The 20,739-nt window shown below is 72.4% G+C and carries 17 protein-coding genes; 9 read left to right on the top strand and 8 right to left on the bottom strand.

Features of this window, described 5'->3' with window-relative positions:
- Window positions 1-95 precede the first annotated feature (95 nt).
- On the top strand, window positions 96-332 hold the full coding sequence (locus AOM03_RS03225; RefSeq protein WP_062378238.1) for a hypothetical protein: 237 nt from the start codon (window positions 96-98) through the stop codon (window positions 330-332).
- Window positions 333-421: 89 nt separating this feature from the next.
- Here the strand turns inward: AOM03_RS03225 and AOM03_RS03220 are convergent, their stop codons facing one another.
- Both AOM03_RS03220 and AOM03_RS03215 read right to left on the bottom strand, forming a co-directional pair.
- The gene (locus tag AOM03_RS03220) at window positions 422-922 is read right to left on the bottom strand and encodes a hypothetical protein (RefSeq protein ID WP_062378236.1); all 501 of its coding nucleotides are present in this window, start codon (window positions 920-922) and stop codon (window positions 422-424) included.
- A 222-nt stretch (window positions 923-1,144) separates the two neighbouring features.
- Window positions 1,145-2,935 (bottom strand): AMP-dependent synthetase/ligase, encoded by a 1,791-nt coding sequence (locus AOM03_RS03215; RefSeq protein WP_062378229.1) that lies wholly within the window; start codon window positions 2,933-2,935, stop codon window positions 1,145-1,147.
- A gap of 83 nt (window positions 2,936-3,018) precedes the next feature.
- Between AOM03_RS03215 and AOM03_RS03210 the strand changes: the two genes are divergently transcribed.
- The 4 genes from AOM03_RS03210 to AOM03_RS03195 all read left to right on the top strand — a co-directional run bounded on the left by AOM03_RS03210 (window position 3,019) and on the right by AOM03_RS03195 (window position 7,389).
- Window positions 3,019-3,981 carry an ROK family glucokinase gene (locus AOM03_RS03210; protein WP_062378227.1) on the top strand — a complete coding sequence of 321 codons (963 nt, stop codon included), beginning with the start codon at window positions 3,019-3,021 and terminating at the stop codon, window positions 3,979-3,981.
- Window positions 3,982-3,995: 14 nt separating this feature from the next.
- The gene (locus AOM03_RS03205) at window positions 3,996-4,724 is read left to right on the top strand and encodes a lysophospholipid acyltransferase family protein (protein ID WP_062378224.1); all 729 of its coding nucleotides are present in this window, start codon (window positions 3,996-3,998) and stop codon (window positions 4,722-4,724) included.
- Window positions 4,725-4,796: 72 nt separating this feature from the next.
- Window positions 4,797-5,996 carry a pyrophosphate--fructose-6-phosphate 1-phosphotransferase gene (locus tag AOM03_RS03200; protein WP_062378220.1) on the top strand — a complete coding sequence of 400 codons (1,200 nt, stop codon included), beginning with the start codon at window positions 4,797-4,799 and terminating at the stop codon, window positions 5,994-5,996.
- A gap of 4 nt (window positions 5,997-6,000) precedes the next feature.
- Window positions 6,001-7,389 (top strand): class II 3-deoxy-7-phosphoheptulonate synthase, encoded by a 1,389-nt coding sequence (locus AOM03_RS03195; RefSeq protein ID WP_062379135.1) that lies wholly within the window; start codon window positions 6,001-6,003, stop codon window positions 7,387-7,389.
- 259 nt (window positions 7,390-7,648) lie between these two features.
- On the opposite strand, the gene pknB is transcribed toward AOM03_RS03195, so the two are convergent.
- Together pknB and AOM03_RS03185 are read right to left on the bottom strand one after the other, a co-directional pair.
- Window positions 7,649-9,610 (bottom strand): Stk1 family PASTA domain-containing Ser/Thr kinase, encoded by a 1,962-nt coding sequence (gene pknB, locus AOM03_RS03190; RefSeq protein ID WP_062378218.1) that lies wholly within the window; start codon window positions 9,608-9,610, stop codon window positions 7,649-7,651.
- 52 nt (window positions 9,611-9,662) lie between these two features.
- Window positions 9,663-10,955, bottom strand: coding sequence for a lytic transglycosylase (locus AOM03_RS03185; RefSeq protein WP_227589866.1), 1,293 nt, complete (start codon window positions 10,953-10,955; stop codon window positions 9,663-9,665).
- Between the two features lie 132 nt (window positions 10,956-11,087).
- On the opposite strand from AOM03_RS03185, the gene AOM03_RS03180 reads away from it, so the two are divergent.
- Window positions 11,088-11,438, top strand: a complete 351-nt coding sequence (locus AOM03_RS03180; protein WP_062378216.1) for an Rv2175c family DNA-binding protein — start codon at window positions 11,088-11,090, stop codon at window positions 11,436-11,438.
- Window positions 11,439-11,526: 88 nt separating this feature from the next.
- Here the strand turns inward: AOM03_RS03180 and AOM03_RS03175 are convergent, their stop codons facing one another.
- Entirely contained in the window at window positions 11,527-12,651 is a 1,125-nt protein-coding gene (locus tag AOM03_RS03175; protein WP_062378213.1) for a polyprenyl synthetase family protein, read from the bottom strand.
- Between the two features lie 108 nt (window positions 12,652-12,759).
- Here AOM03_RS03175 and AOM03_RS03170 point away from each other — a divergent pair, with 108 nt between their 5' ends.
- The gene (locus AOM03_RS03170; RefSeq protein ID WP_062378211.1) at window positions 12,760-13,755 is read left to right on the top strand and encodes a DUF4192 family protein; all 996 of its coding nucleotides are present in this window, start codon (window positions 12,760-12,762) and stop codon (window positions 13,753-13,755) included.
- A 356-nt stretch (window positions 13,756-14,111) separates the two neighbouring features.
- A complete protein-coding gene (locus AOM03_RS03165) occupies window positions 14,112-15,494 on the top strand; it encodes an RNA polymerase sigma factor (protein ID WP_062378209.1) in 1,383 nt (460 codons plus the stop codon).
- Between the two features lie 162 nt (window positions 15,495-15,656).
- On the opposite strand, the gene AOM03_RS03160 is transcribed toward AOM03_RS03165, so the two are convergent.
- Window positions 15,657-17,165: an alanine/glycine:cation symporter family protein gene (locus tag AOM03_RS03160; protein ID WP_062378207.1), complete on the bottom strand. Its 1,509-nt coding sequence runs from the start codon at window positions 17,163-17,165 to the stop codon at window positions 15,657-15,659.
- A 270-nt stretch (window positions 17,166-17,435) separates the two neighbouring features.
- A complete protein-coding gene (locus AOM03_RS03155; RefSeq protein ID WP_082092051.1) occupies window positions 17,436-18,923 on the bottom strand; it encodes an alanine/glycine:cation symporter family protein in 1,488 nt (495 codons plus the stop codon).
- 246 nt (window positions 18,924-19,169) lie between these two features.
- Between AOM03_RS03155 and AOM03_RS03150 the strand changes: the two genes are divergently transcribed.
- Complete coding sequence (locus AOM03_RS03150; protein WP_156157591.1) at window positions 19,170-19,649, top strand: GNAT family N-acetyltransferase; 480 nt, start codon at window positions 19,170-19,172, stop codon at window positions 19,647-19,649.
- A gap of 54 nt (window positions 19,650-19,703) precedes the next feature.
- On the opposite strand, the gene AOM03_RS03145 is transcribed toward AOM03_RS03150, so the two are convergent.
- Window positions 19,704-20,669 (bottom strand): TspO-related membrane protein, encoded by a 966-nt coding sequence (locus AOM03_RS03145; protein WP_062378201.1) that lies wholly within the window; start codon window positions 20,667-20,669, stop codon window positions 19,704-19,706.
- Window positions 20,670-20,739: the final 70 nt, after the last annotated feature.

Genomic DNA, 20,739 nt, shown 5'->3' with positions numbered 1-20,739 from the left:
GTGATCGACGGCTCGGAGCGCATGGCGCGCGACGCTGCCTCCCGACGCCTGTCCGCGGAGTCGACGCGGACCACTCTTCCCTGGAGGGCAGTGCCATGCTGATCGACTGCAACACCTGTGAGATGCGCGGACGCGAGTGCGGAGACTGCATCGTCTCCTTCCTCACCATCGAGGTCAGGCCATCCGACCGCGCGCCGGTCGAGGTCGACGATGCGCAGGCCGGCGCGCTGGCCGCGCTCGCCGACGGCGGCCTGGTGCCGCCCCTGCGGCTCGTCCAGGGCGGGGGAGGGGACGCCCCTCCGGCGGAGCGCGCCCGACGCCGGGCGGGATAGCCCCCCTTCCCGCGGACGATGCGCGGGTCGCCCGGGATGCACGACGCCCCGCCCCGCAGGATGCGGGACGGGGCGTCGGAAGGGGAGCGTCAGGCCGAGTAGCCCGCGGCGTCGCACGCGGCGGCGAGGTCCTCGGCGCCCTGGACGGCGGAGGAGTCGTCGAACGCGGCGTCCTCGCCCGCCGAGGCGAGCGGCTGGACCAGCTGGCGCGGCAGCGACATGACCTTGAAGATCGCCTCGGCGACGTCCGAGCCGTAGGGCGCGGCGCCGTAGGCGGCGTTGAGCTCGTCGTGGACGGACTCGGCCTCGGCGGCGAGGTCCGCGTCGACCTGGTCGATCGAGCCGGCGGCCATGAGCTGCTCGGCGATCTCGCCGGCGCGGTCGGCGAGCGCGCCGCCGTCGGCCTCGTCGAACATGGCGCCGCAGCCGGCGAGGTCGGTGCGCTCGGCGGCGGTGGTGGCGACGGACTCGACCGCGGCCGGCGAGACGGCGTCGGTATCGGAGGCGGCGTTGCCCGCGGAGCAGGCGGTCAGCGGAAGGGCGATGGCGGCGAGCCCGACGACGATGCCGGCGAAGCGCGTGGTGGTCATGAAGGTCTCCTCACAGATGTGGACGTGCAAGTATGAGCCGAGGCCCGTCGGTCCGGGCAGGGCCGTGGGTCCCGCCGGCCCGAACGCGCGACCCGACGCAACAATGACCGGACGATCGGCACAGAAGCGGGGCCCCTTCTGTGCCGTGTCAAAGATTCGGCACAGAAAGGGCCCCGGAATGCCTCGGCTGAGGCAAAGGATCCGCAAAAGGGGTCGGGCGGCTCAGCGCTCCCGCGCGTAGAGCTGCTCGATGTCGCCCGCGAAGTCCTTGAGCACCAGCGATCGCTTGAGCTTGAGCGACGGGGTCAGGTAGCCGTTGTCCACGGTGAAGTCGTCGTCGAGGATCTCCCAGCGGCGGATCGACTCGGCGCGGGACACGGCGCCGTTGGCGCGCTCGACGGCGCGGTCGAGGTGCTGGCGGACGGTCTCGTTCCGTGCGGCCTCGGCCGGGGTCATCTCCGGCAGTCCGTGCCCCTGGAGCCAGCCGGGGAGCGCCTCCGCGTCGAGGGTGAGCAGCGCGCCGATGTACGGCTTGCCATCGCCCACGACCACGGACTGGCTGACCAGCGGGTAGCCGCGCAGGCGGTCCTCGAGCACCGCCGGTGCGACGTTCTTGCCGCCGGCGGTGACGATGATCTCCTTCTTGCGGCCCGTGATGTAGAGGTATCCGTCCTCGTCCTGGTGGCCGATGTCCCCGGTGTGGAACCAGCCGTCGACGACGGCCTCGGCGGTGGCCTCCGCGTTCCGGTGGTAGCCGGAGAAGAGCATGTCGCCGCGCATGAGGATCTCGCCGTCGTCGGCGACGCGCACCTCGAAGCCGGGCAGCGCGGGTCCGACGGACCCGATCTTCGACCGCGACACACGGTTGACGTGCGAGGCGGCGGTCACCTCGGTGAGCCCGTAGCCCTCGAGCACGATGACCCCGAGGCCGCGGTAGAAGTGGCCCAGGCGCTCGCCCAGCGGCGCCGAGCCGGAGATCGCGTGGCGGGCCTGGCCGCCGAGCACCTCGCGGATCTTCGACAGCACCAGCTTGTCGGCGATGCGGTGGCGCAGCTTCAGGGCGCCGGACGGGCCCGCGGCGGTGTCGAGGGCGCGCGAGTAGTCGATCGCCTGCTTCGCGGCCCAGCGGAAGATCTTCACCTTGCCGCCCGCGGCCGCCTTCTGCTCGGCGGAGTTGTAGACCTTCTCGAACACACGCGGCACGGCGAGCAGCAGGGTGGGCTTGAAGGTGCCCAGCAGCGGCACCAGCTTCTTGGCGTCGGGGCAGTAGCCGATCACGGTGCCGGAGGCGAGCAGCACCACCTCGACCAGCCGCGCGAGCGAGTGCGCCAGGGTGAGGAACAGCACGGTGCTCGCGCCCTCGAACATCAGCACGTCCTCGAGCTCGCGCTGGATGCCGGCGGTGTGGCGGACGAAGTTGCCGTGTGTGAGGGTCGCGCCCTTGGGGCGGCCGGTGGTGCCGGAGGTGTAGACGATGGTCGCGGGGTCGTCGAGCGTGGCGAGCGCCGAGCGCTCGGTGATCAGCGAGTCCGGGATGCCGCGACCGGCGGCCTCGAGATCCTCCAGCGCGCCGTCGTCGATGACCTCGATGTGCGCGAGGGGGCTCTCCGAGTCGGCCGCGACCGAGCGGGCGAGCTCGGCGTGGTGGGCGGTCTCGACGAAGAGCAGCGCGATGTCCGCGTCCGACGTGATCCAGTCGACCTGCGAGGCGGACGAGGTGTCGTAGATGGGGACGGGCAGGGCGCCCACCGTCCAGATGGCGACGTCGAGGATGGTCCACTCGACGCGGGTGCGTGCCATGATGCCCACGGCCTGGCCCGGCTCGACGCCGCGCGCGATGAGTCCCTTCGCGACGGCGGTGACGCGCGCGAGCGCCTCCGCGCCGGTGACGTCGATCCACGTGTCGTGCGCGTCGGTGTAGCGCATCACGGTGCGGTCCGCGCGCTGTCGCCAGCGCTGGGTGATGAGGTCGACGATGTTGCGGGCCGTGGGCTCGCCCTGAGGGGTGCTCATGTGTGACTCCGGTGGCAGATCATGGGACTTTTCACAAGATAGCCTTGTCCGGGTTCCCCAGAGACTTCGGAAGGCAACAGAGAATGCACGCTATCGGCGTAGATATCGGCGGCACGAAGATTGCGGTCGGTGTGGTCGACGAGGGCGGCGCGATCGTCGCGAAGACCAAGCGCAAGACCAAGCCCCAGGACCCTGCGAGTATCGACCAGGCGATCGCCGATGCGGTGGCCGAGCTCTCCGTGGACCACGAGTTCCACGCGGTGGGCGTCGCGGCGGCGGGCTTCGTCTCCTCGGATCAGGAGAACGTCCTGTTCGCGCCCAACATCGCGTGGCGCGACTACCCGCTGGCCTGGAAGGTGCGCGAACTCATCGGCCGCGACGACATCGCGGTGGTCGTGGAGAACGACGCGAACGCGGCCGGCTGGGCCGAGTTCGCCTTCGGCGCGGCCGCGGACGTCAAGCACATGGTCATGCTGACCATCGGCACGGGCCTGGGCGCCGCGCTCGTCATCGACGGCAAGATGGTCCGCGGCGGCTTCGGCTTCGCCGCGGAGCTGGGCCACCTGCGCGTGGTCCCCGGCGGCCACCCCTGCGGCTGCGGGCTGCGCGGCTGCTGGGAGCAGTACGCGTCCGGCTCGGCGCTCACCCGCGAGGCCCGCCGCGCCGCGGTCGAGCGCGAGGTGCGCGCCGCGAAGCTCCTCGAGCTCGCCGGCGGCAACGCGGCGGACATCGCCGGACCGCACGTGACCGAGGCCGCGGTGGGCGGCGACGAGCTGGGCATCGAGCTGCTGAGCGAGCTGGGCCGGTGGATCGGCGAGGGCGCGGCCTCCATGGCGGCGGCCATCGACCCCGAGCTCTTCGTTATCGGCGGCGGCGTCGTCGAGGCCGGCGACCTGCTGCTCGAGCCGGCCCGCGAGGCCTACGTCGAGAACCTGCCCGCGCGCGGCCACCGCCCGATCGTGCCGATCACGGCGGCGCGCATGGGCAACGACGCGGGTATCGTGGGCGCCGCGGACCTGGCCCGCATCGCGTCCGCGGGCCGCTAGCCCTCGAGGACCTCATGAGCGACACCAAGTACTGGCTCGTCAAGAACGTGCTGCTCGGCCCCGGCATCAAGGCGTACTACCGGCCGTGGGTCGAGGGCGCGGAGAACATCCCGGAGACCGGGGGAGCGATCCTCGCGTCGAACCACCTGTCCTTCTCGGACTCGGTGTTCCTCCCGCTCGTGATCAAGCGCAAGGTCGTCTTCCTGGGCAAGTCCGAGTACTTCACCGGCAAGGGCATCAAGGGCTGGGCGACGCGCTCCTTCATGGCGGGCGTGGGCACCATCCCGGTCCACCGCGGCGGCGGTCGCGCCTCCGAGGCGGCGCTGCAGACGGGCCTCGAGGTGATCCGCGGCGGCCAGCTCCTGGGGATCTACCCCGAGGGCACCCGCAGCCCCGACGGCCACCTGTACCGCGGCAAGACCGGCGTCGCCCGGCTCGCGGTCGAGGCCGGCTGCCCGGTCATCCCGGTGGGCATGATCGACACGCACATCGCGCAGCCCATCGGCCAGAAGGTGCCGTCCCGGCACCCGATCGGTGCCCGCATCGGTCCCGCGATCGACCTGGCGGACTTCGCCGGCATGCAGGAGGACCGCAACGCGCTGCGCGAGGCCACCGACCGCATCATGCGCGGCATCGCCGCGGTGTCCGGGCAGACCTACGTCGACCGGGACGCCGCCCAGCTCAAGCGCGAGCTCAAGCAGCAGCAGAAGCAGAACGAGAACCCCCCGGCGGATCAGGCCTAGCCCCGCCACCGGCGCGTGCGAGCGCGCGCCTAGAATGTCCCACGATCCCAAGCCCGTAACGAAAGGTCCGTCATGTCGGTTCGCCGCGTTGCCCTTCTGACCGCGGGAGGCTTTGCCCCCTGCCTGTCCTCCGCCGTCGGCGGTCTCATCGAGCGCTACTCCGAGATCGCTCCCGAGATCGAGATCATCGCCTACGAGCACGGCTACTGGGGCCTGCTGCTCGGCAAGAAGATCGAGATCACGGACGAGGTCCGCAAGAAGGCCGCGCTGCTGCACGGCTACGGCGGCTCGCCCATCGGCAACTCGCGCGTCAAGCTCACCAACGCGGCCGACTGCGTCAAGCGCGGCCTCGTCGAGGAGGGCCAGGACCCGCTGAAGGTCGCGGCCGAGCAGCTCAAGGCGGACGGCGTCGACGTCCTGCACACCATCGGTGGCGACGACACCAACACCACCGCCGCGGACCTCGCCGCGTACCTCGCGGAGAACGACTACGGCCTCACCGTCGTGGGTCTGCCCAAGACCATCGACAACGACGTGGTGCCGATCCGCCAGTCGCTCGGCGCGTGGACCGCCGCGGAGCACGCCGCCAACTTCGGCCGCAACATCATCGGCGAGCACCGCTCGGGCCCGCGCATGCTCATCATCCACGAGGTCATGGGCCGTGCCTGCGGCTGGCTCACCGCCGCCGCCGCGATGAAGTACCGCGAGTGGCTCGACACCCGCGAGTTCCTCCCGGGCATCGGCCTCACCAAGGAGCGCTGGGACATCCACGCCGTCTACGTGCCCGAGGGCAAGATCGACCTCGACGCCGAGGCCGCGCGCCTCAAGACCGTCATGGACGAGGTGGGCAACGTCAACATCTTCCTCTCCGAGGGGGCCGGCGTGCCGGAGATCATCGCGGAGATCGAGGAGGCCGGCGGCACCGTCGAGCGCGACCCCTTCGGCCACGTCAAGCTGGACACCATCAACCCCGGCCAGTGGTTCGCGAAGCAGTTCGCGGAGCGCCTGGGCGCGGAGAAGGTCATGGTCCAGAAGTCGGGCTACTACTCGCGCGCCGCGGCCGCGAACGAGCAGGACCTGCGCCTCATCAAGTCGATGACGGACTACGCGGTCGAGTGCGCGCTGCGCGGCGAGGCCGGCGTCATCGGCCACGACGAGGAGGACGGCGACCGCCTCAAGGCGATCCCGTTCCCGCGCATCGCGGGCCACAAGCCGTTCGACACCACCACCGACTGGTACGTCCGCACCCTCGAGGAGATCGGGCAGGCCTGACGTGATGACCTCCAAGGCCGCCCTCGAGGCGGCGGGAGTCGACTCCTACCGGGACAAGGTTGCCCTCCAGCAGCCCGCCTGGCCGGACCCTGAGGCGCTGCACCGCGCCACCGAGCGGCTCACCCAGGTGCCGCCGCTCGTGTTCGCGGGCGAGGCGGACCAGCTGCGCGAGCAGCTGGCCGCCGCGTCCCGCGGGGAGGCGTTCGTGCTCCAGGGCGGCGACTGCGCGGAGATCTTCGCGGAGGCGACCGCGGACCGGATCCGGAACAAGATCAAGACCATCCTCCAGATGGCCGTCATCCTCACCTACGGCGCCTCGACGCCGGTGGTGAAGATCGGCCGCATGGCGGGGCAGTACGCGAAGCCTCGGTCGGCCGACACGGAGACCCGCGACGGCGTCACCCTGCCGGTCTACCGGGGCGACATCGTCAACTCCTCGGGCTTCACGGAGGAGGAGCGGATCCCGGACCCGAACCGCCTCATCGACGCGTACAACGTGTCGGCCTCGACGCTCAACCTCATCCGCGCGTTCACGCAGGGTGGTTTCGCGGACCTGCGCCGCGTCCACCAGTGGAACAAGGGCTTCGCCGCCAATCCGGCCTACGCGAAGTACGAGCAGACGGCGGCGGAGATCGACCGGGCGGTGCGCTTCATGGCGGCCGCCGGTGGCGACTTCGACGCGCTGCGCACGGTGGAGCTGTTCTCGAGCCACGAGGCGCTGCTGCTCGACTACGAGCGGGGCCTCACCCGGATCGACTCGCGCTCCGGGCTCGCGTACGACTGCTCCGCGCACCTGCTGTGGATCGGCGAGCGCACCCGTCAGCTCGACGGCGCGCACGTCGAGTTCCTGTCGCGCGTGCACAACCCGCTCGCGGTGAAGCTGGGCCCGACCGCCACGGCGGCCGACGCCCTCGCCCTCGCCGAGCGCCTCAACCCCGACAACATCCCGGGCCGCCTCACCTTCGTGGCGCGGATGGGGGCGGACAAGGTGCGCGACGCGCTGCCCCCGATCGTCGAGGGCGTGCGGGACGCTGGAGCCGCGGTCACGTGGCTGACGGACCCGATGCACGGCAACACGTTCACCTCGGACTCGGGCTACAAGACCCGACGCTTCGACACCATCCTCGACGAGGTCGCCGGCTTCTTCGAGGTGCACCGCGCGCTGGGCACCGTCCCGGGCGGGCTGCACGTCGAGCTCACCGGGGACGACGTGTCCGAGGTCATGGGCGGCACCGAGGAGATCGACGACGAGGGCCTGGCCCGTCGTTACGAGACCAAGGTGGACCCGCGCCTCAACCACCAGCAGTCGCTGGAGATGGCCTTCCAGGTCGCGGACCTGCTGGCCCACTGGGTCGACGAGCGTCGCCGTCAGGAGCCCGTCGAGCTCGCATGAGCGAGTCCACTCGCTAGCACGAGCGACGGCTCGAGACCGTCAAGAGCGCCCCGCCCGGATTCCGGGCGGGGCGCTCTGCGTTGACGGGCGCAAGGGTCGCGCGGTGAAGGTGGTGGATCCGTCGCGGTCGCCGCGGCCGCCGCGGACGCGACGGGCCACGGTCCACGGGCGGGAGTCTCCCCGCCCCGACCAGGGACGATGCACGGACCCGGCCAGGGCATCGTCCCCTGTCAGGACGTGGACGGGGGAGCGGCGCCCGTCAGTTGTACTGGAGGGTGATGCCCTCGCCCTTCTCGACGCGCGCACCCGGCGTGACCGACTGGTCGATGATGATGTCGCGGCTCGACCACGGCCACTTGCCGTGGACGGAGACCTCGAGGCCCGCGGCCTCCGCTGCCGCGACGGCTTCGTCGTAGGGCTGGCCCACGTAGTCGCCGACGGTGACCAGCGGCGGTCCTTCGGAGACGGTGATGGTGATGGCGTCGAGGCGCAGGCCGTCCGTGCCGCCGTCGGGGCTCTGGGCGAAGACGACGCCCTCCTCCGCCTCCTCGGTGCGTGCGCGCTCGATGGTGACCACCAGGGCGTGCTCGTCGAGGGCCGCGAGGGCCTCCTCCTCGACCATGCCGGTCACGTCGGGGAAGGTGATGGGGGCCGGGCCTCCGGAATACGTGAGCGTGACCTCGGTGTAGTGCTCGATCTCGGTGCCGGCGGCGGGCTCGACGGACATGACCTCGCCCTGGGGAACCGTGTCCGAGTACTCCTCGACGGCCTCGCCCAACGGGAAGCCGGTCTCGGTGATCTCCGACTCGGCGTCGCCGCGCTGCTCGCCCACCACGTCGGGGATGACCAGCATGAGCGGTCCGTCCGAGACGTACAGGGTGACCTCGGTGCCGTTGAGCACGCGGGCCTGGGCGCGCGGCTCCGAGCTGATGACCACGCCCTCGGGCACGTCGTCGTCGTTGACCTGCTCGACGGTGAACTCGAGGTCGGCGGCGCGCAGGATGGTCTCCGCGTCCGCCACCTTCTCCTGCTCGAGCGGGGGCACGGTGGTGTAGGCACCGGGGCCGATCGCGTTGTACCACCACAGCGTTCCGGCGCCGATCGCGATGAGCGCGACCACGACGGCCGCGACCCACCAGCCGGCGCGGTTGCGCTGCTGGGGCGGCTCCTGAGCGTCGGGATCGTCGTCCGCGTCGACGGCGACGTCCGTCCCGACGGCGGGGAAGGGGTGGCCCAGCCCGATGGGCAGGGCCACGGTCGAGCCCGCGGGCGTGGGGCTGAGGACGGCGGTCGCGTCGTCGTCCTGGGCCGCGCGCGCCGGGATCGAGCCGGACGGCGGGTCCGCGCGACGGTCGAGCGTCGGGTCGTCGATGAGTTCGCGCGCCTGGCGGACCAGCGCGACGGCGGCGGCCGCGTCGGCGGGCCGCGCGCCGGGGTCGCGCGCGGTCATGTGGGCGACGAGCGCGTCGACCTCCGGAGGCAGCCACGCGACGTGGGAGGACGGGGCGGGCACGGACTCGTGGACGTGCTTGCCCGCGACGTCCAGCGCGGTGGCGCCGGTGAAGGGCTGGCGGCCCGTGACCATCTCGTACAGCAGGACGCCCACCGCGTAGACGTCGGTGCGCGCGTCGGAGACGCCCGTGGTGATGAGCTCGGGACCCAGGTAGGCGACCGTGCCCATGATGGTGCCGGCGGTGGTCGAGGTGACCTCCGTGACGGCGCGTGCAAGGCCGAAGTCCGCGACGCGCGGACGGCCCTCGGCGTCGATGAGGACGTTCTCCGGCTTGACGTCCTGGTGGACCAGGCCCTGGCGGTGCGCGGAGGCGAGGGCGTCGAGCACCTGCTCCGCGGTCGCGAGCGCCTCGCCGAGCGAGAGCGTGCCCTCGTGGGCCATGCGCTCGCGCAGGTTCTCGCCCGCGACGTACTCCATCGTGAGGTAGGAGACGTCGTCGTCGACGCCCTGGTCGTAGACGTGCACGATGCCCGGGTGCGTGAGGCGGGCCGCGGACTTGGCCTCGCGGCGGAAGCGGCGCACGATCTCCGCGGAGTTGGGGTCGATCTCGAGGTGGCGGTGCATCACCTTGAGTGCGACGTCGCGCTCAAGGCGGCGGTCGAAGGCGAGATACACGGTCGCCATGCCGCCGGCGGCGACGCGCTCGCGCACCTCGTAGCGGCCGTCGATGACGCGGCCGAGGAGCGGATCCGTGATCGTGTTCGCCACGGGTGTCATTCTAGGCGTGCGACGCGGCTGCGCAGGCTCGCCGCCGCGCGCGTCAGCGGAAACGCCCCATGAGCGCCTTCACGGATGCGACATATGTCACCGTGCCGGGATAGAGCCCGTGCCTCTTCACGGCGGTGGCGCCCTGGTAGTACCCGCCCAGTGCATCGTCCACGGAGTCGAACGTGCGGGTGAGGGAGCGCAGGATGAGGACTCCCGCGAGCACGTTGTCGCGCGGTTCGAGCAGGTCGAGGCTGCGCCCGGCCATGCCGGAGGCCCACTCGCCGGACGACGGGATCACCTGCATCACGCCGATCGCGTTGGCCGGGGAGACCGCGCGCATGTTGAAGCCCGACTCCTGATACGCGACCGCGAGCGCGAGCGCCGGGTCGACGCCGTGGGCGCGGGCGGTCGACGCGATCATCTCGCGCATCGCGGCGCGGGACGGCACCTCCTTGGCGAGGAGCGCGGCCTTGTTGACGTTGGCCGCGGCGACCACGTCGGACGGGTACGTGCGTCCCAGGAAGGTGTCGCCGACCAGCGGCGTGGAGGAGGTCCCCGTGGAGGAGGCGCCGGCGGTGCCGGCCGCGCCGGACAGGGCGATCCGCTGACCGATGCGGATGAGGCCCGGGTTGTCGATGCCGTTCGCCGCGGCGAGCGCGGCGACGGTGGTCCCGTGGCGCGCCGCGATCCCCGAGAGGGTGTCGCCCGCGCGGACGGTGTAGGTGGACTGGGTGGCCGCGGTGGCCTGGGTGGCCGTGGTCGCCGTCGCGGTGGTCGTGTCCGCCGGCTGCGCGGGCGCGGAGGTGGCCGCCGCCCCCGGCAGGGTGAGTCGTTGCCCCACCCGGATGAGGGCGCGCGAGTCGAGGCCGTTGGCCTCGACGATCGCCGTGACCGTGGTGTCGTAGCGGCGCGCGAGCGCCCACACGGTGTCGCCCGGGGCGACGGTGTGGGTCGCGGAGGACGATGCGGTGGTCGCCTGGGCGGCGGACGATGCGGCGGCCGGGTTCGACGTCGAGGCGGAGTTCGGGCTCGCGGCCGCGTCGCCGGTCGGGATCGTGAGGGTGCGGCCCGCGTAGATCGTGGCGCGCGCGTCGAGTCCGTTGGCGGCGACGATCGCGGAGACGGAGCTCCCGTAGCGGTGGGCCAGCGCGGAGACGGTGTCTCCGGGCGCGATCCTGTGCTCGGCGTCCGCCATGGCGGCGGGCGCGACGGTGAACGAGGCGGCGCATGCGGCGAGGACGGCCGCGGAGCGGATCGCCGCGGTGTCGGGCCGGGGGAACTCGGCGGTGGCCAGGGGCACGAGGGGGCCCGAGGCGTGGCGCGGGGGAGGGACGGTCGCGGTCATCGGGTCTCCAGGTGGGGCGTCTGGGGCTGGTGTGACAGGTGGGGCAGTTGTGAACCTACGGGAGCGCGCCCCTCGTGGCAAGGGCACGCCGCCTGGCATCGGGCCAGGGGAGGGCGTTTGTACCCTGGTCCCATGACCGTCGACGACACTTGGCTCACCGTTCCCGACTACGCGGAGCGCCTGGGCACCACCGCCAGCCACGTGCGCGAGCTCCTGCGCGAGGGGTATCTCTTCGCCGTGCGGCGCGGCGAGCGCAGCACGCTCCAGATCCCGGCCGCCACCATCGTCGAAGGCGAGGACGGCCCCGAGGTGGTCGCCACCCTGCGCGGCACGCTCACGCTGCTGCGCGACGCGGGCTTCGCCGACGAGGAGGCCGCCGACTGGCTGATGGCGCACGAGGAGGAGCTGGGCACCTCGCCGCTCGGCGCGCTGTGCGAGGGTCGCCGCGCGCACGTGCGACGTCTCGCCCAGGCGCTGCTCTAACCCTCGCCCGCCTCCGGCGAGGCCCAAGGGAGGGCCCGTCCGCGCATCGTCCGTCGAGACGGTGCCTGGGGGTGACGCGGCCTGGCCGTCAGGTGCGGCGGCGGGTCGCGGCGTCGACCATGGCGAGCACGCCCTCGGGGTGCGCGAGCGCCGCGACGAGGGCCTCGCGGGCCTCGCCGGCGAGCGCCTCGATCCGGGCCTCGACCGCGTCGACGGCGCCCGCGTCCCGCAGCGCCTGGACCGCCGCGGCGATCTGGTCGTCCGAGGCGTCGTGGCGTCCGAGCACGGCGAGGAGCGCCGCGCGCTCGCTCTCGGTGCCGTGGGCGACAACGTGGTGCACCGCCAGGGTGCGCTTGCCCTCGCGGAGGTCGTCGCCCACGGGCTTCCCGGTCTCCTCCGGCGAGCCCAGGACCCCCAGCAGGTCGTCGCGCAGCTGGAACGCCACGCCCAGGGGCCGCCCGGCGGCGCGCAGCGCGTCGATCGTGGCGCCGTCGGCTCCGGCGGCCGCCGCACCCATGGCGAGCGGCATCTCGGCCGTGTAGGAGGCGGTCTTGGACAGCATCACGCGCATGATCCCGGCCTCGAGCTGGTCGGCGTCGCCCCACGGCTCGACCGCGACCCGCATGTCCAGGTGCTGCCCCGCGGTCACGACGAGCGCCATCTCCACGAACAGGGCCGCGGCGCGGGGGCCCACGCGGTCCGCGCCGGCCGTCGCGAGGGCGGCGATGAGTCCGGCGTCGCCCGCGAGGATGGCGCCCGCGCGCCCGTAGTCCTTGGCGTCGCCGGTGAAGCCGCCGTGGCGGTGCTCGGCCTCGAAGGCCCGATGCGCGGCGGGCCTGCCGCGGCGCGTGTCGGAGCCGTCGAGCACGTCGTCGTGGATGAGCGCCGAGGTCTGGAACAGCTCGAGCGCCGCGGCCAGGTCGAGCGCGCGGGAGCGGTCCGCCTCCGGCTCGGGGCCCGGGTCCGCCGCGACGCAGGCGTCGAACGTCGCGAGGAGCAGGCGGGCGCGGAAGGCCTTGCCCCCCGCCGACGACGCGGCCAGGTGCCGGTGCAGGTCGTCTGCGGCGGCGCCCGCGGGGCCCATGGCGCGGTGGGCGCGGTCGAGAGCTGCCGTGAGGCGGCCGTCGAGTGTCGTCGCGGGGCTGTCGTCGGGCCTGGTCTCGGGGGCGTCGTCGGGCCTGGTCTCGGGGGCGTCGTCGCGGCGGGCGGTCATGCGGGCCAGGCTACGGGGCGATGTCCCCAGGCCGTGCATCGAGGCGCCCATCCCACGAACGGCCGTCGCCGCATCGTCCCTCCGCCGTCCCGGCGCGAGCCTGGCTCCATGCCAGCCATCACCGGTCCCGGAGAACTCGTCGCCAGCGTGCCGACCCTGTTGGGCTTCGTGCCCGAGGAGAGCGTCGTCGTGGTGCTCCTGAGGCCCGGTGGGATGCTCGCCGCGGTCATGCGGGTCGACAGGGTCGAGGTGCTCGGCCCGCACGGGCCCGACATCGCCCGCTCGATCGCGGCGCAGGCGGCCCGCGAGACCACGCGTCAGGCGGTCGCGCTGTGCTACACGGACGACGACGTCCGCCGGGGCTGTCCGGCCCTCGACACGGTTGCGGATGCGCTGCTCGAGACGGTCGGGGAGGTGTCGCGGTGGGCGGTGGCGGGGCGCACGTACTTCGCGCCCGGCTGCCGCGCCGCCGACTGCTGTCCGCCCGCCGGGCGGGCGATCCCGGAGGAACGACCCGAGGGCGTCGTGCGGATGCGCCGCGCGGGTCGGCTCCGGGGCGTGGCCCGTGCTCCGCAGGAGGATCGGCGCCGGGCGGGTCGTGCGGCGCGGCGGTGGCAGGGCAGGCGCGGAACGCTCGCCAGCTGGCGGGACGAATCCTTGGCGGAGTGGGTCGCGGCACTCGACGGAGATGCCCCGGCCGATGCGCCCGCGCTGGGGCGGCTCGCCGCCGGCATCGCGGACGTGCGCGTGAGGGATGCCGTGCTGCTCGCCCTGGTGCCGGGGGCCGATCGCGCGGTGGCGGATGCGCTGGCCGGCACCGACTCCGAGGCCGTGGGAGCGGCGCTCGGCACCGGTCTGCGGCCGGCCAGGCCGCCTCGTCCTGCCCGGACGCACCGCGCGACGGCGCTGCTCCACGGAATCCTCGCCCACGCCACGGTGGATCGGTATGCACCGGCGGCCGCGATGCTCGGGGTGCTCGCCTGGTGGGAGGGCGCGCCCGAGGACGCGTTGGGATGGTGCGCCGAGGCGCTCGCCGCGGACCCGGACTACCGGCTGGCGGCGCTGGTCACCGCCCTGGTGGACTCGGCGCCGGCGGATTCCTGACGCATCCGGGTGCGCCCGATGCGCGCCCGGCGTGGGGACGGTGACGGGTCCTCGGGGGCGGCCGGAGCGGAGCCGGGCGGTCCTGGGGTCCGGCATGCGCGCGACGCCGGGTGGGAACAGTGGACCGGTCCGCCGCGTTCTGAGGGGGTCGGGCCTCGCGGACGCATTGCGGCCTCGGTGCACTGAGTGTCGTGGCTTGCGCGGTCGCGGTTCGGCGCTACAATCTAATGGATTTGCGTGAGGCGGCCAGCGGAGGCTCACCATCCACTCCGTGACCGGTCGAGAGGGAATCCGGGTCGCTTCAGCATCATCGCCTCGTCGGAGGGTCCGTTCACACCGGGCACGCCGGCATCGCGATGAGCGAACCCCCTCCGCCCTCCGCGCCGCGCATCGGCGCGTCCAACCTGAAGGAGCAGGCCACGTCTACCGCAGCCGCATCCACGTCCACCACGGCCCCTAAGCGCAAGGCCGCCTCGAAGGCCAAGGCCGCGCAGGCCGAGACCGACGCCGTCGAGGAGTCGACGGAGACGGGCGCCGACGAGTCGACCGCCACCGCGCCGGCCCGCAAGGCCGCGCCCAAGAAGCCTGCCGCCAAGAAGCCTGCGGCGAAGAAGCCCGCCGCCAAGAAGGCCACCAAGGCCTCCGCGAAGAAGGGCGACGACGCGGACGAGGCGGCCGCCGACGACGACCGCGAGCCCAGCGCCGAGGAGGTCTCGGGCGATGAGGCGTCCTCGAAGTCCGGTAAGCCCGAGGAGGAGGGCGAGGCCCGCGGCTTCGTGCTCGGCTCGTCCGACGACGATGCCCCGGTCCAGCAGGTGATGACGGCCGGCGCCACCGCCGACCCGGTCAAGGACTACCTCAAGCAGATCGGTAAGGTCGCGCTGCTGAACGCCGAGCAGGAGGTGGACCTCGCCAAGCGCATCGAGGCGGGCCTGTTCGCCGAGGAGAAGCTCTCGGGTGAGGAGAAGATCGCCCCCAAGCTGCGTCGCGAGCTCGAGTGGATCGCGAACGACGGCCGTCACGCCAAGAACCACCTGCTCGAGGCGAACCTGCGCCTGGTCGTCTCGCTCGCCAAGCGCTACACGGGCCGCGGCATGCTCTTCCTGGACCTGATCCAGGAGGGCAACCTGGGCCTCATTCGCGCGGTCGAGAAGTTCGACTACACCAAGGGCTACAAGTTCTCGACCTACGCGACCTGGTGGATCCGTCAGGCCATCACCCGCGCGATGGCGGACCAGGCGCGCACCATCCGCATCCCGGTCCACATGGTCGAGGTCATCAACAAGCTCGCGCGCGTCCAGCGCCAGATGCTCCAGGACCTGGGCCGCGAGCCCACGCCCGAGGAGCTCGCCAAGGAGCTCGACATGACGCCCGAGAAGGTCGTCGAGGTCCAGAAGTATGGGCGCGAGCCCATCTCGCTGCACACGCCGCTGGGCGAGGACGGCGACAGCGAGTTCGGTGACCTCATCGAGGACTCCGAGGCGGTCGTGCCCGCCGATGCGGTGGGCTTCACGCTGCTCCAGGAGGAGCTCACCAAGGTGATGGACACGCTCAGCGAGCGCGAGGCCGGCGTGGTCGGGATGCGCTTCGGCCTGACCGACGGCCAGCCCAAGACGCTCGACGAGATCGGCCGCGTGTTCGGCGTGACCCGCGAGCGCATCCGCCAGATCGAGTCCAAGACCATGTCGAAGCTGCGCCACCCGTCGCGCTCGCAGGTGCTGCGCGACTACCTGGACTGATGGAGGCGCCCCCGAGCGGGGTGCCAGCACATGGAGAAGGCGCCCTTCCCCGCATGGGGGAGGGCGCCTTCGCCGTCTCCCGAGACGACGATGGGCCCCCGCCGTGCGGCGGGGGCCCATCGGGTGCGGGCAGGCGGAACCGGGGCGTCCGCACAGGAAGGGTCAGCTCGAGGCGACCGTCTCCCGTGCATCGGCGCTGGCCGTGTTGGTGCCCCGCTGGTCCGTGTCCGCGGACAGCCCCGTGACGGACTCGTAGTCCTCCCACGCGTCCACATTCTCGATCTGGGGCAGCTGGTCGCGCGTGAACACCGGATCGAGGCCTCGCTTGGCCTGCTCCGAGTAGTTGCGCAGCAGGGCGAAGGCGTGGCGCGACAGCAGCGCGATGGCGACGAGGTTGGTCACCGCGAGCAGCGCGAGGATCGCGTCCATGAGGTTCCACACGAGCGCGGCCGAGGACAGCGCGCCCACGAACACCGCGGCGATGGCGAACGCGCGGTAGATGGCGAGCCAGCCCTTCTTGGTGGTGATGAACTCGAGGTTCGCCTCGCCGTAGAAGTAGCAGCCCAGGATGGTGGAGAAGGCCAGCAGGAACACGATCACGGTGATGAGCACGCCGGACCACGAGCCCAGCGAGCCGACGATCGCGTCGTGGGTCAGCGTCATGCCGTCCGGCGTGCCGGACAGGTCGGGCCGCGAGACCAGGATGATGAACGCGGTGATCGAGCACACGAGCCAGGTGTCGAAGTAGACGCCGAGCGTCTGCACGAGGCCCTGCTTGACGGGGTGAGTCGTCGCGGCGCTCGCGGCGGCGTTCGGCGCCGTGCCCAGGCCCGCCTCGTTCGAGAAGATGCCGCGGCGGACGCCCATCATGATGACGGTGCCGATCGCGCCGCCGGCGACGGAGCGGCCGGAGAACGCGTCGTCGAAGATGTCGCCGAAGACCGGGAGCAGCTGATCCCAGTTGATCACCAGGATGACGGCGCCGACGGCGAGGTACAGCAGCGCCATCGCGGGCACGAGGGCCTGCGTGACGTTCGCGATGCGGTGGATGCCGCCGAAGACGACCGCCGCGGTGAGCACCGCGATCGCACCGGCGATCGCGTACGGCAGCCAGGTGGGCGCGCCGTCGCCCACGGTGCCCTGGATGGTCACGGAGATGGTGTTCGACTGCAGCGCGTTGACCGCGATGGGCGTCGAGACGATGAGCAGCACCGAGAAGAAGACGCCGAGCCAGCGCGCCTTGAGCCCGCGCTCCATGTAGTACGCGGGGCCGCCGCGGAAGCCGTCGGTGTCGCGGCGCTTGTACAGCTGCGCGAGCGTGGACTCGACGAAGCTCGAGGCGCCGCCCACGAAGGCCATGATCCACATCCAGAACACGGCGCCGGGACCGCCCATGGCGATCGCGGTGCCGACGCCGGCGATGTTGCCGATGCCCACCCGCGACGCGGCGGAGACGGTGAACGCCTGGAAGGCGGACAGCGACTGCGGCCTGCCCTCGGCGTCGGTCGGGGTGCGGTCGGTCAGCGTGCCCAGCATGCGCGGCAGGAGCCGCACCTGGACGAAGCCCGAGCGGATGGTGAAGTACAGGCCGAGCGCCAGCACGATCGGCACGGCGGCCCAGGACCAGACCGTGTCGGCGAACTGCGCGACAGTGCTCTCAAGGGATTCCATAGCCGAACACCGTAAGCGCGGCATACGGGACAATCGCGGGACTCCCGGCCCGTCTCGCGATACATGCGTCTCATTGGCTGAGGCGCGGTGGGCGTGTGGTGATGAGGAATGGAACAAGGTCCCGGAAACGGCGGCGGCCGGCCCGGGCATCGGTGGACGATGCACGGGCCGGCCGTCGAGGTCGTGGCGCCGGGGTTGCCGGGCCGGGTGTGGTGGTGAGTTGGGTGGGGTGCGCGGGGTGGTGGCGTGCGCGGCGGAGCCGCGTCGGCGTCAGACCAGCGCGGGCTCGCGGCGGCGGTCGGCGTCCCCGTCGAGGTCGTCGTCGTCGGCCGACTCCGCGGCGCGGGGGCCCCAGGCTTCGATGCCCTCGAGGTCGGGCATGTCCGCGTGGCGGAACTCGGGGTCGCGCCCCTCGCGCAGTTGACGGCCGTAGTCCCGCAGGAGGCGGAACGCGATGGGCGACAGGAACGCGATCGCGACCAGGTTCACCAGGGCCATCACGCCCATGATCGCGTCGGCGGCCGTCCAGACGAGCGAGGCCGAGGCCACGGTGCCGCCGAAGACGGCGGCCACCGCGAGGGTGCGGTAGACGGCGAGCGCGGTGCGACCGCGGGCGATGAACTCGAGGTTCGACTCGCCGTAGAAGTAGTTGCCCAGGATCGAGCTGAAGGCGAGCAGGAAGATCACCAGCGCGAGCAGCACCGTGGTCCACGAGCCCAGGTTGTCGACCAGGGCGCCCTGGGTGAGGGCGATGCCCCGCTCGGCGCCGGCGAGCTCGGGAGCGGTGACCAGGATGATGAACGCGGTGATCGAGCACACGAGGAAGGTGTCGAAGTACACGCCCAGGGTCTGGACGAGGCCCTGCTTGACCGGGTGGCTCACGTTGGCGCTCGCCGCGGCGTTGGGGACCGAGCCCAGGCCGGCCTCGTTTGAGAACATGCCGCGCTGGACGCCCACCATGATGACGGTGCCGATCGCGCCGCCGGCCACGGACTGACCCGAGAAGGCGTCGCCGACGATCTGACCGAAGACGGTGCCGAGGTGGTCGAAGTTGAGGACCACGATGACGAGGCCGACCATGAGGTACAGCAGCGCCATCGACGGCACGAGCTTGGCCGTGACGCTGGCGATGCGGCGGGCGCCGCCGAAGATCACTGCCGCGGTGAGGGCAGCGAGGATGATGCCGATGGCGGGCATGAGCCAGCCGGGGGTCTCGCCGCCGACGGCGGCCGCGAGGGTCGCGCCGATGGTGTTGGCCTGCAGCGAGGAGAACGCGAACGGGAAGCAGACGATGAGGATGACCGCGAAGAGCACGCCCGCCCAGCGCGCCTTGAGTCCGCGCGTGATGTAGTGCGCGGGGCCGCCGCGGAAGGTGGAGCCCTCACGGACCTTGTAGAGCTGGCCGAGCGTGGACTCGATGAAGCTCGAGGCGCCGCCGACGAACGCCATGAGCCACATCCAGAACACGGCTCCCGGGCCGCCGACGACGATCGCGGTGCCGACGCCCGCGATGTTGCCGACGCCCACGCGGGACGCCGCGGAGACGGTGAAGGCCTGGAAGGACGAGATGCCCCTGCCGCCTTCCGGGGTGGTGGTGCGGCGGTCCGTGACCAGGCGCATCATGTGGGGAAGGAATCGCAGCTGGACGACTCCGGTGCGGATGGTGAAGTAGAGGCCGAGGCACGCGACGAGGGGCAGCACTGCCCACTCCCAGAGATAGCCGCCGGCGCTGGCGAACATGTCTTCGATGAAAGTCATGGGAACGGACTTTACTCAGTGAAACGTTGATCTTTGGTGGACTTTGCCGCCACGTGGGACTTGTCACACAACTGGGGACCATGGTCCCAAGGTGGGGCAAAAGTGGCCGGTGGCCCGGGGTATGGCGCTTCCTGCCGAGCGGCACGAGGCCGGGTTAGCATCGTCCCCGTTCGGAAGATCGGCGGAAGGGGCGGAGCATGAGCGAACCGCGCATCGTCCTCGCGCGAACCCTGGGGTGGTGTCCGCGTGTCTGAGCCCGGCCGGGTGCGCGCCGCCGTCGCGGCGGATGCCGCCGAGATCGTCCACCTGGGTGCGCTCATGTACAAGGCCGTGGGCGCGCGGCCCACGCCCATGTGGGCCGTCGAGGCGACCGACACCGTCCGCGAGCGCCTCGGCGACGACCTGTTCGGGTGCGTCATCGACGCGCCCGAGGGCGGTCTCGCGTCCTGCGGGCTGGTGAACGTGGCGCCGCGACTCGCGCGGCCGGGAGCCCGAGCCCACCACATGGGATACATCCAGTGGGTCTCGACCGCGCCGCAGCACCAGCGCAAGGGCTACGCGCGCGCCGTGATGGAGGCGCTGCTCGCGGAGACGGACCGCCGCGGCATCGAGGTGGTCGAGCTGCACGCGAGCCCCGCGGGCCTCCACCTGTACCAGGACCTGGGATTCTTCGTGAAGCACGACAACATCGCGATGACGTCGGTGAGGGTCGCCCGGCGCGACTGACGCCGAGCGTCGGGCCTCGCGGTGTCAGGCCTCGCGGTGGCAGGCCTTGCGGCGTCAGGCCTCGCGGCGTCGGGGCGCCCGGTGGCGCGAGCCGTTGTCTGCGGCGGGCGCGCGCCCGGGCCCGCGGAGGATCCGGCCGAACGGGGAGCGGCGGGAGGCGGCGAGCTCGCGCTCCCGTGTGTGCCGCAGGCGCGAACGCCGGGCGAGGGCCACCGTGACGTCGGCGAGCCACGCGGCGCACGCGATCGTGGCGGCCACGGCGATCGCCGTCCAGCCCACGACCGCGTCGAGCGGGCCCGCCTCGAGCCTGCCGACGCCGATCCATGCCGTGCCCCAGATCATCGCCAGCGCGACGGACCAGGGGAGCGCGGTCGAGGGGCGCAGGTCGCGCACGATCGCGACGGCGATGAGCAGCACCGCGACGAGGGCGCCGACGGCCGCCCAGCGGCCCGCGTCCGGCGCCGTACCGAGCAGCACCGAACCGGCGGCCGCGACGTTGGCCACGGTGGCGACCGCCGCCCAGCCCAGGTAGAGGCCCACGGGCACATCGAGCAGGGCCGCCTCGATCCACGAGTCCGGGCGCTCGCGCGTGAGGCGCGCGGCGGCCCATCCGAGCACGGCGACGATCGCGGCGAGCACGCCGACCGCGCCGACCACCTCGCCGGCCTGGACCACCGCGATCCATGCGGCATTGAGCGCCATCGCCACGAGCACGAGCCACGCGACGCGCCGCAGGCGCGGGCTCGAGCCTGTGCGTGGGATGGCCTGGAGGACCGCGAAGCCTGCGAGGCCCGTGTAGATCACGGACCAGATGCCGAATGCCGGCGTCGCGGGGGCGAGCAGCGTCGCATCCGCCGCGAGAGCTCCGCCCGCGGCGTCCTGGATCGGCGTGCCGCCGAAGGCTCCGGCACCCCACGCGGCGCCGAGGATCGCGAGGAGGGCCCCGGCCCCGATCACGACCCGCTGAGCGGGGTGGGGCGCGCGGCGCCTGGACGTGTCCGGTGCTGCGAAAGTCGCCATGCTGGCCTCCTTGCCAGGCGCAACGCTGCGAGGCGAAGAATTAGTCCGCGTGGCGCACGGGCCGGGGAGC

This window comes from Demequina pelophila (assembly GCF_000971175.1).
Classification (GTDB): Bacteria; Actinomycetota; Actinomycetes; order Actinomycetales; family Demequinaceae; genus Demequina; species Demequina pelophila.
Note: the sequence above shows the minus strand (reverse complement) of the source record. Positions and strands in the feature narration are given on the sequence as shown.